Raw genomic sequence first — 13073 nt, forward strand, 5'->3', positions numbered from 1 at the left:
TTTGTCGAAAGGCCGGGCCAACTGCCCGGCCTTTTGCATTTGTTGGCGCAACGGTTGCGGGCAATAGGAGTGCGGCTCTCGCCAGTGCCGTTGCATCCCCGGCAATCACCGTCCTAGGTTGCTAACTTGGGCAATGTGACGGGTGTAGGACCGTGGACGACGAACTAATTATCTTGGCGCTGATCGTGGCCGTGTTTGTGCTGTTCCGCCGGGTGGCCAAGCTGAAGCGTAAGACCGATGAGCTGGCCGAGACTGTCGGCCTACTGCGCCAGGGCCAAGCGCTTGCGCCCACCCAGACCGAAACGCCCAACCCGTTTGAAACGGCCCAACGGCCAGCGGCACCAGAAGTGCCCGATGTCCCAGAACCCGCATTGGAGCCAGAGCCTGCGGCGCCATCCAATGACGTGCCTGATTATGGCGATGCGGTTGCCAACCTGCCCATCGATGATGGTGAACCTGCGGTGGCAAGCCCACTGCTGACCGAACCGGGCGCCAGTATCGATGAACCCCTGGATATTCCCACACCGCCAAAATACCGACCACCCGCCAATGATGGGGATGGTTGGACCGATCGGCTTGAGGGATGGCTTAAAGAGAATTGGTTCTATGCCATCTCTGCCGTCTGCCTCGGCCTGGCGGGCATTTTCCTGATTATCTATGGCGTTGAGCGCGGGTTGCTGACGCCCACCGCACGTGTGGCTGCCGCACTCGCCCTTGGTGCAATCCTGATCATGGCGGGTGAGGTTATCCGTCGCCGCTTTGGCGATGACGCCGCCAGCCATACCGCCTATCTGCCCTCAACCCTATCCGGGGCAGGGGTGATCGTGCTGTTTGCGGCGATCCTGGGCGCCAGGTATCTCTATGGCCTCATTGGTGCTGATACCTCGTTCATGGCGCTGGTTGCCGTGTCTGTCGGCACGGTTGTTTTGGGCTGGGTTTATGGCCCGGTTCTGACCGCCATTGGTTTGGTCGGTGCCACGCTGACGCCCTTTATTGTTGGCGGGTCCAGCGATAGCCCTGAGGCATTCTTCTACTACTTCGCTCTAATTGCCCTGACAGGTCTTGGCATTGATACGATGAAGCAGTGGCTCTGGCCCTCAATCCTAGGGCTGGTCTGCACCTACACTGCCGCCTTACTGCTCTATCTCGTCGGGGCGGATGATCCGCACTTCATCGCCTTTGCCCTGCTTGTGGCGTTGGGTGCGCTGACCATTCCCTATCGCCAACTGCAGCCCGCCCATGATGGCCCGATGCTGGGCGAGGTGATGTATTCCCTAAAGCCGCTATCGCTCAAGCCACCAACCCTAATCGCCATGGCCGCATGCTTGGCGGCCTTTGCTTCGGTCACCTTGGTTGCCCTGCTTGATCGCGGCATGACTGAGTTCTTGACCGCCATGGTCATTTTGGTGCTGCTGCAGGTCATGGTGGCGGTCTGGCTTCGTCCAGCCCATGCGCTCACCGATCTGAACTTGGTTGCACCGGTTCTGTACCTCGCCATCCTCGGCATTCATGCGGTGAATGAGGGCTCCTTATTCCAGCATTATCTTGATACCGGCGCCCTGGATTCCGGTATGGACCCGATGCCCATTGTTTTGGGCCTTGCCGGTGTTGGTCTTTTGGGCTCTGCCCTGGCGCTATGGCGGGCAACACAGCCAACCCAGTACGGCTTGTATTGGGCCTATGGCATGGCGCTCTTCGCGCCGCTGGTCCTGGTGGTGCTTGAGCTTACTTGGAAGCCAACTGATCTGATCGGCTCTTTCGCCTGGGGCGGCATGGCGCTTGGCCTGGCGGCCTTGATGACCATCGCTGCGGGACAGTTATCGCGGGTTGATGGTGAGGAGAGAGGGCGTGTCGCCCTGGCCGCCTTGGCCGCCGTCGGCATGTTGAGCTTTGCCCTGATCATCCTGCTGACTGAGGTTGCGCTGACCGTGGCACTGGCGATTACCATCGCCTTGGCCGTGTTGGCTGATAAGCGCTTTAACCTGCCACTGATGTCGATCTTTGTTCAGATCGGTGTTGTGGTGGTGTCGGCTAGGCTGGTCCTGTTGCCCGGCATTGATTGGGCGGTTGAGGCACCATTGCCGGAAGTACTGCTGGCCTTTGGTGGTAGTCTCGCTGCCTTATTCGCAGCCTGGTGGCAGCTATCGGCGGCGGAGCGTCCAGCGGCCAGAACGGTGACGGAATCTGTCCTGCTCAGCGTGCCTGCGATCTTTGTGGTCATCATGTTGTTCCGCGCCCTTGATGGGGATGTGGAGAGCCATGCAGTACAAGGCCTGTTCGCCTGCACCTTCTTGATTGCCAGTATGGCGCAGATCTACCGCCTGCCGGTGTCGAAGGGGTGGCTCTATAATCTGCGCTATGGCTTGGCCCTGATCTTTGGGTTCTTGGCGGCCTCCTGCTGGCTCGGTGCCATCGTCGTCTACAACCCGCTGGTACTTGATGATCAACTGGTCCGTGGGCCCATGATCCTCGACACGCTGTTTGTTGCCTATGTCCTGCCTGCCCTGGTGCTGGCTGGCTCACTGCGCTTGTTCCCAACCCTGCGGAGTGAGGCCCAACGTTTGGTGCAGGGCGTCGTGGCCCTGTCTGTGGTGTTCTACCTTGGCCTTGAGACTAGGCGTTTCTGGCGCGGGGATATCCTATCGGTGCCGGGTACAACCGACCCAGAGCTTTACAGCTATACGGTGCTGCTGCTGCTTGCCTCGACGGCGCTGCTATTGCTTGCCTATTTCCGTCGGTCGGTTGATCTGTACCGCCTGGCGCTCGCGGCCGTTGCGATTACCTTGGCCAAAGCATTTCTGGTGGATATGGCGGGGCTTGAGGGGCTGCTGCGCGTGGTCTCATTCCTCGGCCTCGGTCTGGTACTGGCTGGCCTCGCTTGGCTCAACAACCAGATCAAACCACGCCTTCAGGCAGAGATTGAGCAACCGGGCTAGTGGGCGAACTTAAAGAGTTGGCGCGGCGCGGTCTCTTGGTGGTCCACCAAGCTGGTTCGCCGCAAGGCTCTTCGCCTTATGGATCGCAACGCGCTCCCGCGCTTCGGCGACCATGGTTTCGACCCTGGGGTGGGCTTCGTCCACGCCCTTAGCAATTGGATTGCGCCGCAGTTTTAACTTGGCCCGCATCATCTGGCCTGCGTCATAGCGGTCTGCCGGGACCATGGCTTCAATGGCGTCAATGTAGTCCCGCATCAACTCATAGACAGTCGACTTCTTGGTCTCGCCGCCAATGGTGGAGAATGTTTCCAATGCTCGTTCTGGACTGAAGGTGTCGCCAGGCACCGTTTGTCGAAACACCTCTGATATAGCCTGCTGCTGTTGCTTGCTCAGCGCGTAGATGTGCACATCCTTGGCTAGGGCCTTGGCTCCATCCATCCCATCCTGTTGCCAGCGAATAACTTGATCAGTTGGGTTAGCAATGGCGGTTAGAGCGCGTTTCAGACCGCGCGTTGTTAGGTGTTCGGTATCACGGTGATTAATGGCTGATATCGCGCGCATATGGGAGATCCGCCTAATCATATCGATAGCCTCTTCAGCATCGAAATGGCGAACGAGGCCCAGGCCACCAGCCATATCAGCGAAGGTTTCATCCTGCTGCTTGGTTAAGGTGTAGCGCTCAAAACCTCGGGCAGATGGTCGATCCGCTTGGGGTAATTCATGAAATACGGCGTGGGCCGTCTCATGATCAAAGGTATAGACCGCATACTGTCGGGACAGGTTTTCAAAGGGCTCTAGCTCGGGCACCGACCATTTCTGCTGATCCATATAGGTCATCGCATCGGGGATGCGCTCGGCCCAACTTCTTTTGCTGACCACCGGCACGATGACACCTGCGATAACGCCATTCAGGTGCTTCCCAGCGCCAAAGAACTGCGGCGATCGGGTGCGCAGGTTAACGAATAGGTTGTTAGACTTGCTCTGGATATCTCGCTCAGCCATGCCGGACTGGCGGAGGCGTTCACGGACCCATTGATCCGCTGCCTTCCAGTCTTCCTCAACCCGTGGATCAATGATCCAGGTCTTCGCCCAGATGCTGGGGAAGGCCTGCTCAAACTCATCCATCATTTGCCAGAGCGGGTCGTCTGTCACCGGGTTGGAATCCCTGGGTTTCTTGGCGTTGTGGCGACCAATAGCCATCAAGTGGCTTGTCGATTAGCCAGGGATACTATGACAGTTTTGTGAAAGCCAGCCCGGACCGGTTTAACACCGCCGCAAGCCTTAGAAATCGGGCTGAATTCAATCAGAATTCGCGGGTCAGAACGCCAGCCACATCGGGGATTGGCAGGCCTGTAATCGCGGCCACCTGCTGGACATAGCGATTGCGCAGATGGGTCATATCAAGGCGCCGTTGGCGATCCAGGCGGCGGATGAGCTCTTTCTGATCTTCAGACAGTAGCCGCTGGCGTTTCGCCTCAACAAAGGGGAACAGCACGGTCTTGTCGACTGACACGGTCTGGGTATCAAACTGACGGCGTAGCGGCTCGAGCCGCTCCCTCTCCACACCGGTTACCCGTGACAGGTCGGCGATGTAGTTACGGGAAATCTGGTCAAAGCCAGCTGCCAGGGCGGCATCAATCTTAACGAGCTCCACAAGCTGGAACTCGTAGAGGTCGGCACCGGTTAGGGTTTGGATTGAGGCAACGAGGCGGCTCGGCGTCCGGTAGATCTCTTCCTCAAGCTTCTGGCCGGTCGGGTCTTTGTCCGAGACGATGCGGGCACGCTCACCAATCGCCGTGCCGGTATCGGGCTCGCACGCGATGAGAAGCGGGGCGAGGGCAAGAACCAAGATGGCAAATGGGTGGGCTGGCAGACGCATGGCGGCTTCAATCCGTTGGCTAGATACTGCCATCAGAATAGCCAAGCGGCGGTGTCACAGGCCAGTTTGCGCCTAAAGGTAGGGGCGTGAGCCCCGGAAACCCGTCACCCCAACTGCCAATCTTCAAAAAGATGCCGAAAAACGGCAGGTTTTGCGGCCTGTATCATCAATCGATTCGGCGGGCTTAGGCGATCAACTCGCCCCATTCCGCCTCGCTCAACACCGCTACGCCGAGGTCGCGCGCCTTGGTCAGTTTTGACCCAGCATCGGCGCCCGCAACGACGTAATCCGTCTTCTTTGATACCGAACCGGCAACCTTGGCGCCCAGCTTCTCGGCCTGCACCTTGGCCTCTGCCCGCGACATGGTCTCAAGCGTGCCCGTGAACACCACCGTTTTGCCGGAGACGGCAGAGCCCTCATCAATCTCGATTTCAAAGCGGGCGGGCTGCACCTCACTCAACAGATCGTCGAGAACCTCTTGGTTATGTGGTTCTGCAAAGAAGGCGATTAGGTCATCGGCCATTAGCGCACCGATCTTGTCGATATTGATCAGGTCCTGGTATGCGTCGCTTTCACGGTCCGCGGCGGCGGCCATGGCCGTGCGTAGGGCATCAAACGTGGCGTAGTGCCGGGCCAATAGCCGTGCCGTGGTCTGGCCAATCTGGCGAATGCCGAGGCCGAAGATGAAACGATCGAGATCGGGCTGCCGTCGGTTATCAATCGCATCAAACAGCTTGGCCGCTGACGCCTTGCCCCAACCCTCACGGTTCCGAAGCCGGGTTAGGCTGTTGGCATCTGCTGTCCGCAGGCGGAAGATATCGCCGGGCTTCTTGATCAGCTCTTCATCCCAGAATTGCTGCACGATCTTGGCACCCAGGCCATCGATATCGAGGGCATCGCGGCTAACAAAATGGCGTAGGCGCTCAACTGCTTGCGCGGGGCAGATGAGGCCGCCGGTACAGCGCTTGACCACATCATCCCCCTCACGCACGGCAAGGCTGCCGCAGGCGGGGCAATGATCTGGGAAGATGAAGGGTTGGATGCCAACAGGGCGGCGATCCTCCACCACCCGTACTACCTGTGGGATTACATCCCCGGCGCGTTGGATCACGACGGTATCGCCCACCCGGATATCCTTGCGGGCAATCTCATCCTCATTATGCAGGGTGGCGCGTGAGACCACGACACCGCCGACGGTAACGGGCTTCAAATGCGCAACGGGGGTCAGCGCGCCAGTGCGGCCCACCTGGATGTCGATATGCTCCAGCACGGTTTGTGCCTGCTCGGCGGGTAGCTTGTGGGCGATGGCCCAGCGTGGTGCCCGGCTTACGAAACCCATGCGGTCTTGGTAATCCAGGCTGTCGAGTTTGTAGACGATGCCATCAATGTCGAAGGCAAGGTCGGGCCGCTCAACCTGCACACGCTCATAGAACGCCATCAACTCATCCACCGTTTCACACAGGATCGATGGTTCGTTGAGTGGGAAGCCCATTTGAGCGATCTGCTGGCGCGCACCGCTCTGGGTACCGAATAGCTCCTTGGCCGGGGCTGGTAGCGCGCCCCAGGCATAGCCGAAGAACCGCAGTTTACGCTTGGCCGTGACGCTTGGGTCCAGTTGGCGTAGGGACCCGGCCGCCGCATTACGTGGGTTGGCAAATGGGCTTTCGCCCGCCTCAACCCGTGCTTCATTGAGGGTCAGAAACTCATCCCGGTCCATATAGACCTCACCCCTGATCTCAATTGGGTCAGGGGAGCCTGGCGGCAGGGTCTTGGGGATATAGGCGTCATCAATGGTCATGACGTTGGCGGTGATGTCCTCACCCTCTTGACCATCACCACGTGTTGCGGCCTGCACCAGCTTTCCGCCCTCATAGCGGAGAGAGCAGGAGAGGCCATCAATCTTAACCTCCGCCACCACAGGCACTTTGGCATCTTCAGGTAAATCGAAGAACCGGCGGACGGTTTTGAAGAAGTCCTCCACATCCTCACGCTCAAACGCGTTGGAGAGGGACAGCATCGGCACCTGGTGACGCACCTTGCTAAAGCCGGAAGCTGGCGCCGCACCAACGTTCTGGGTCGGGCTATCCTCCCGGATCAGGGAGGGGAAGGCGCTCTCTAGCGCCTCGTTACGCCGCCGCAGGGCATCGTAATCGGCATCGCTGACCGTTGGCGCGTCTTCCTGGTGATAGGCTTTGTCATGGGACGCGATCTCGGCAGCGAGGGCGGCGAGTTCATCGGCGGCTTCGGCCTCAGTCAGGTCATCAATAGCCCGATCTCGAAGGGCGCTGGTCATGGTCATGGCGGTATTTGGTCTTAGGCGGGGGCAAGCAGCTTATCGGCAGCGGCGCGGGCCTCGTCGGAGATCTCCGCACCTGACAGCATGCGAGCAATCTCTTCTCGCCGGGCTTGATTATCAAGGGGGGTAATGCTGGTTGAGGCGAGACCGCCGCGCTGCTCGGCTTTAGATATCTGCCAGTGATGGCCGGCCCGGGCGGCAACTTGGGGGGAGTGGGTGACAACAAGCACCTGCACATCCTCGCCCAGACGTGCCAGGCGTTCGCCAACCGCATCGGCCACTGCACCGCCAATACCAGAATCCACCTCATCAAAGATCAGGGTTGGCACCGAATTCACGCGGCGTAAGGCAACCTTGAGCGCCAACATAAAGCGCGCCAACTCACCGCCAGAGGCGATCTTGTCAATCGGTCCAGGGGCTTGGCCTGGGTTGGTGGCAACGGCAAACCGGACCCGCTCCATACCTGCCGGACCCCATTGCGCCTCATCAAGCTGAGTTAGTTCGGAGGTAAAGACAGCCTTGCCAAGCTTTAGCGGCTCCAACTCCTTCATCACTGCCTTATCCAGCTTTGATGCGGCACTCTCCCGACCGGCGGAGAGGTTTTTGGCGTCGCTGATATAAGCGTCGCGGGCGGCAGCGGCCTCGCGGGCGGCGCGATCTAGATGGGCGCTCTGGTCATCGATCATGGATAGCTTCTCAGCGAAGCGGTCACGCAAGACCGGCAGGTCATCGGGGCCCACATTGTGCTTACGCGCGAGCTGGCGGATGCTGAACAGCCGCTCCTCAATCTCCTCCAACCCTCGCGGGTCGTGGTTCAAATCCGCGCTTAGCCCATCCAGGGCGGCCATTGCTTCGTCGAGCTCGGACTGTGCCCGGTCCAGCGGCTCTAACACCTTATCCACCGCACTGCCCAGCTTATCGCCGATACGCTCTAGCAAGCGCCTGGCCGTAGCCATGGCGCGTCCGGCACCAGCATCACCGGCAAGGTCGCTCGCGGCGGTGCTAAGCCCCTCACGCACCTTCTCACGGTGCATGAGTTGGGTTCGCCGGTCGGCAAGGGCCAGTTCTTCGCCGGTTTCAGGCGCCAACTCATCAAGCTCACTCAACGCATGACGGGTGTAGTCTTCCTCAGCTCTTGCGCGGGCGATCTCAGCTTCCAGCTGTTCTTTTGCGGTTTCAGCCTGGCGCCAGCTATCCCAAGCGCCCGCCACCTTCACCCGCTTCTTATCCAGCCCACCAAAGCTGTCTAACAGTGACGCATGGGCGGCGGGCTCTAGCAGCCCTTGGGTCTCGAACTGGCCATGCACCTCAACCAGATGCTGCCCGATGGTCTTGAGGGTGCCGACACTAACCGGCTGATCATTGACGAAGGCCCGGCTGCGGCCATCCCGCGTAATCACACGGCGAAGGATCAGGTCATCAATGTCGCCAAGGGCCAAATCCTCAACCACCTCAGCCAGGTCCTTAACGGCACCCGCCTCAATGATGGCAGTGACGGCGGCTTGGTCCTCCCCATGGCGGATAAGACCAGTATCGGCCCGTGCACCCAGGGCGAGGCCCAGCGCATCCAACAGGATTGATTTACCGGCCCCAGTTTCACCGGTTAGCGCGCACAAGCCATCGGCGAGATCGAGCGTGAGCCGATCAATCAGCACAATGTTCTGAATGGTCAGGGATGACAGCATCGGTCGCCTGGCGCAGGTGAAACGAGGCCGCTAGGCGGCTGGTTTCAAGATGCGGTCAGGCCGTGCTGCTGGCAAGTCGATCCGGCGGAAATCGGCCTAAAAAACGCTAGCGATGCTGTCCATAACATCGGCCATCCAACCTTGGTCAGGCGCGGCGGGCCTTACGCCCTCATCAACCAGCAGCGCATAGCTGTCGATGTACCACTCATTACCCGGGAAGTTGTGGCCAAGTACGGCGGCGGAGGCCTGGGCCTCGGGAATAACGCCCAAAGCGAGATAGGATTCGGTTAGGCGGTGCAGCGCCTCTGGCACGTGGCTGGTGGTCTGATAATTCTCGATCACCCGCTTAAACCGATTGATCGCTGCCTGGTACTGTTTGCGATCCAGATAGTAGCGGCCAATGCTCATCTCTTTGCCCGCTAGGTGATCCTCGGTCAGCTCAAACTTCAGCTTGGCATCACGTGCATATTTGCTCTCTGGGAACCGGGTGAAGACTTGGCGCAGGCTGGCCATCGCACTCTGGGTGACTGCCTGATCGCGCTTCACATCGGTGATCTGCTCATAATAGGAGAGCGAGCGCAGGTAATAGGCATAGGCAATGTCCTTATGCCCTGGGTGCAGCTGGATAAACCGCTCCAGTGAGATCACCGCCTGGTCGTAATCCAAATCCGAATAATAGGCATAGCCGGACATCAGCTGGGCGCGGGTGGCCCATTCGGAATAGGGGTGCTGACGCTCAACCTCATCGAACAGCTGGGCCGCTGTTTGGAAGCTGCCAGCATCCATGGCGTTGGCTGCCTCGGTATAGATGTCTTCAGCGGGCCGCTCGACATATTCCAGGCCTTCATCATCACCGGCGCAGGCAATCAGAACAATCGCGGCAATGGCGCTAAGACTGATTGTGCGCAGTGTGCGCAAGCTGGGCAGAAACATGTGGGGCAAGAACTGGCGAGCCATGGTGTTTCGATCCTTATGCCATCCTGGCCTTATGCCAGCTGGCGGCTGTGGTCGTTTGGTTCCCGAGTTGGCGGCATTCTAAGCATTTGGCCGCACAGCGCAACGCTGAGCGGCCAAAGCAAAACAGTTCTGCGCGGGCTGTTACCCGTAAATTATGCAGTCCGCGCCAGCGGTGCATCCTGCCAGGAGCCGCTATCGGCGGTGAGTACGGCACTCACACCCGCATCGGCAGCGCTGGTCAGCACATAGGCCTCTGGATCAGCAAAGACGGCGTGCAGCAGCTGGTTGTTCAGTGCGTGACCGGCACGGTAGCCCTCATACCGGCCCAGGATAGGCGCACCGGCAAGATAGAGGTCACCAACGGCGTCCAGCACCTTGTGGCGAACCAGCTCATCTTCATAGCGGAGGCCACCCTTATTCATGACCTTGTCGCCGCTAATCACGACGGCGTTGTCCAGGGACCCGCCACGGGCGAGGCCCATAGCGCGCAGCTTGTCCACATCCTCAAGGAAGCCGAAGGTGCGGGNGTGGCTGACATGGCGCTTAAAGTTCGCCGGGGTCACGGTCAGTTCATAGCGCTGCTGCACATCAAGGCGCGGCGCGAAATCGATATCAAAGCCAAAGACCTGCTCGGCATTGGGGAGAAGCTTGGCAAACTTGCCCTCTTCCTCAATCACGACTTCTTTCAGGATCTTCAGCATCTGGCGTGGCGCGCTCTGCACCTCAATACCAGCACATTCGATGAGGAAGACAAATGGCTCAGAGCTGCCGTCCATGATCGGCACTTCTGGGCCATCAAGCTCGACGACCACATTGTCGATGCTGCAGCCACGAAGGGCAGCCATCACGTGCTCAACCGTGCTAACCGTCACTTCAGCGTCATTGCTGATCACCGTGCAGAGCTGGGTTTCGGTAACCCGGTCCCATGCGGCTGGGATCACATTGTCCCGGTCCGTCACATCGGTACGCACAAAGCGGATACCGCTGTTGATCGGGGCAGGCACAAGGCGCAGTGAGGTCTTACGACCCGAATGGACGCCAATGCCGGTGCAGTGAATGCTGGTCTTAATAGACCGCTGCATCATCGCTTCCACGGTGTTGTTCAGATAGTGCACGGGGGCTCGCATCTAACTGTGATCGTGACCAGACCAATACGCCTGAAGCGCGAAAGGTGGTCGCTTTTGTTGACGATGCGGATTTAGCAGTCGCAGCACAACCTCTCAAATCAACCATTGTTACTCTCTGTAACAGTCGGAAATATAAGCGAATCGAATTTGATAGCGAAATGGTGCACTGCAAAAAGCCCCGGCTTTTAGAGGCCGGGGCTTAATTGCTTGGGGATAACAGGCTGTGGCCAGCTCCCGATTTTGTAATCAGCTACCGCTTAGTTAGCCTGACGACGTAAAAATGCTGGAATATCAAGCATTTCCTCGTCTGCCTCTGGGCTCTCAGCCGGTGAGGCAGGGGCGATATTCAGGCTTGGTTGCGCAGCGGCGGCTGCTGTTCGGGCCGGCCCAGCCGGACGGGCTGGTTGGGGCGCTGCCGCAGCAGGACGATCCAGGCTTGGTCGAGCGGCCGCTGGCATGCTCACGGGACGGGCCGCTGCAGGTGCCTGTGGTGCCTTTTCTGTGACTTTTTGGTCAGCATTTGATTGCTCATCCTTGCTCCAGCCTAGGCCGGTAACCCGGTCAAATAGGGACCGCTTGCGGGTCTCTTGGCCGTTCCCGCCGCCATTGGCGAGGGCAGCTGCCGCAAATGGGTCTGGCTGGGCGTCACGGGCAACCTCTGGCTTGATGCCTGGGTCAACCGGTGCGGGTGGGATGAACGCATCGTCGCGGCGCTCTGGCAGTGGGCGGGCGCTGGCAGCTGGCTCTTCAACCGGCTTTGGTGCGGCCTGGTCCAGCAGGCTTGGTGGTACCATCGCCGCTGGTGCGACAGGTGGGGCAACTGCTGCTGGTGGCGCCACTGGTGCAGCTGCGGCCGCTGGCTTCGCCATTGGTGCCGTCAGATCTTCCAGATCGACCTGTGGGTCATCCATATCACGGCCTAGCTCTGCCGCTGGTTCCATATCGTCCAGTGCTGGGACTGGATCGACCACATCTTCATCCATCTCTGGTAGCGCAGCGGCGACCGCTGGCTCTTCCTCGATGACCTCTTCGACCTTTTCCTCAACAACCGGCTTGGCGACGGCTTTGGTCACTGGGGTCTCAATCGGGCGTGGCTGGGCGCCTGCCTCAACATCGATGCCGGTGGCGACAACGGAGACGCGCATTAGGCCATCCATCGCCTCATCGAAGGTTGAGCCGAAGATGATGTTAGCGTCTGGGTCCACTTCCTGACGGATGCGGTTGGCGGCTTCATCGACCTCAAACAGCGTCATATCCATGCCGCCGGTGATGTTGATGAGGATACCGCGAGCACCCTGCATGGAAGTGTCTTCCAGCAGTGGGTTGGAGATGGCGGCTTCTGCAGCCTCGGTCGCGCGGCGCTCGCCAGAAGCTTCGCCGGTGCCCATCATCGCCTTACCCATCTCTTGCATCACCGTCTTGATGTCGGCGAAGTCGAGGTTGATCAGGCCAGGCATGATCATCAGGTCGGTCACGCCCCGTACACCAGCGTGCAGAACGTCGTCGGCCATCTTGAACGCATCAGCGAAGGTGGTCTTCTCATTCGCGAGGCGGAACAGGTTCTGGTTCGGAATAACGATCAGCGTGTCGACATAGGCCTGCAGCTCTTTGATGCCAGCCTCAGCGGTCCGCATCCGGTGCGCGCCTTCAAACTGGAACGGCTTGGTCACAACACCAACGGTTAGGATGCCAGCTTCGCGACAGGCCTGTGCGATGACCGGGCCAGCGCCGGTGCCGGTGCCACCGCCCATGCCGGCGGTGATGAAGACCATGTTGGCACCTTCCAGGTGATCCATGATCTCAGCCAGCGCTTCCTCAGCGGCGGCCTTACCAACCTCTGGGCGAGAACCAGCGCCCAGGCCCTGCGTCGTTTCATGGCCCAGCTGGACCTTCATGTCCGATGGGTTGCCGTGCAGTGCCTGCGCGTCTGTGTTGGCAACGACGAAGCTAACGCCCTCAAGATTTGAGCGGATCATGTTGGTGACGGCATTACCGCCGGCACCACCGACCCCGATGACAAAAATCTTAGGTGTCAGGGCTGAGTCCTCATTCTGGGGAACCGTGACATTGATCATAACGCTCTCCGATTGGCTGCTGCGCGGGCGTGAACTGATGGCGGCCGGTAATTGGCCGGACTCATTAAGCTAGGCTGGCTGGAATCCGTGATGCATCCCCGGTTGGGCGGGGTAAGGG

Annotated in this window: 8 protein-coding genes; 1 reads left to right on the plus strand and 7 read right to left on the minus strand. The window is 59.5% G+C overall.

The annotated features are described in order from the left end of the window. The first annotated feature begins 152 nt into the window (after positions 1–152). Positions 153–2936, plus strand: coding sequence for a DUF2339 domain-containing protein (locus KI792_02335; GenBank protein ID MBV6631853.1), 2784 nt, complete (start codon positions 153–155; stop codon positions 2934–2936). 9 nt (positions 2937–2945) lie between these two features. Here the strand turns inward: KI792_02335 and KI792_02340 are convergent, their stop codons facing one another. The 7 genes from KI792_02340 to ftsZ all read right to left on the minus strand — a co-directional run bounded on the left by KI792_02340 (position 2946) and on the right by ftsZ (position 12955). Continuing rightward, positions 2946–4088, minus strand: a complete 1143-nt coding sequence (locus tag KI792_02340; GenBank protein ID MBV6631854.1) for a hypothetical protein — start codon at positions 4086–4088, stop codon at positions 2946–2948. Between the two features lie 151 nt (positions 4089–4239). Further along, on the minus strand, positions 4240–4848 hold the full coding sequence (locus tag KI792_02345; GenBank protein ID MBV6631855.1) for a hypothetical protein: 609 nt from the start codon (positions 4846–4848) through the stop codon (positions 4240–4242). Between the two features lie 151 nt (positions 4849–4999). Then, positions 5000–7114 carry an NAD-dependent DNA ligase LigA gene (gene ligA, locus KI792_02350; protein ID MBV6631856.1) on the minus strand — a complete coding sequence of 705 codons (2115 nt, stop codon included), beginning with the start codon at positions 7112–7114 and terminating at the stop codon, positions 5000–5002. A gap of 14 nt (positions 7115–7128) precedes the next feature. After that, positions 7129–8796: a DNA repair protein RecN gene (gene recN / locus KI792_02355; GenBank protein MBV6631857.1), complete on the minus strand. Its 1668-nt coding sequence runs from the start codon at positions 8794–8796 to the stop codon at positions 7129–7131. A 96-nt stretch (positions 8797–8892) separates the two neighbouring features. Continuing rightward, on the minus strand, positions 8893–9729 hold the full coding sequence (locus KI792_02360) for an outer membrane protein assembly factor BamD (GenBank protein ID MBV6631858.1): 837 nt from the start codon (positions 9727–9729) through the stop codon (positions 8893–8895). 176 nt (positions 9730–9905) lie between these two features. Continuing rightward, a complete protein-coding gene (locus tag KI792_02365; GenBank protein MBV6631859.1) occupies positions 9906–10838 on the minus strand; it encodes a UDP-3-O-acyl-N-acetylglucosamine deacetylase in 933 nt (310 codons plus the stop codon). A gap of 299 nt (positions 10839–11137) precedes the next feature. Next, positions 11138–12955 carry a cell division protein FtsZ gene (gene ftsZ / locus KI792_02370; GenBank protein ID MBV6631860.1) on the minus strand — a complete coding sequence of 606 codons (1818 nt, stop codon included), beginning with the start codon at positions 12953–12955 and terminating at the stop codon, positions 11138–11140. Positions 12956–13073 lie beyond the last annotated feature (118 nt).

The organism is Alphaproteobacteria bacterium SS10, assembly GCA_019192455.1.
Classification (GTDB): Bacteria; Pseudomonadota; Alphaproteobacteria; order TMED2; family TMED2; genus TMED2.

Coding starts and splice junctions, on each gene's coding strand:
- recN (MBV6631857.1), bottom strand. CDS start 8,796: ATGCTGTCATCCCTGACCATTCAGAACATTGTGCTGATTGATCGGCTC.
- ftsZ (MBV6631860.1), bottom strand. CDS start 12,955: ATGATCAATGTCACGGTTCCCCAGAATGAGGACTCAGCCCTGACACCT.
- KI792_02345 (MBV6631855.1), bottom strand. CDS start 4,848: ATGGCAGTATCTAGCCAACGGATTGAAGCCGCCATGCGTCTGCCAGCC.
- ligA (MBV6631856.1), bottom strand. CDS start 7,114: ATGACCATGACCAGCGCCCTTCGAGATCGGGCTATTGATGACCTGACT.
- KI792_02360 (MBV6631858.1), bottom strand. CDS start 9,729: ATGTTTCTGCCCAGCTTGCGCACACTGCGCACAATCAGTCTTAGCGCC.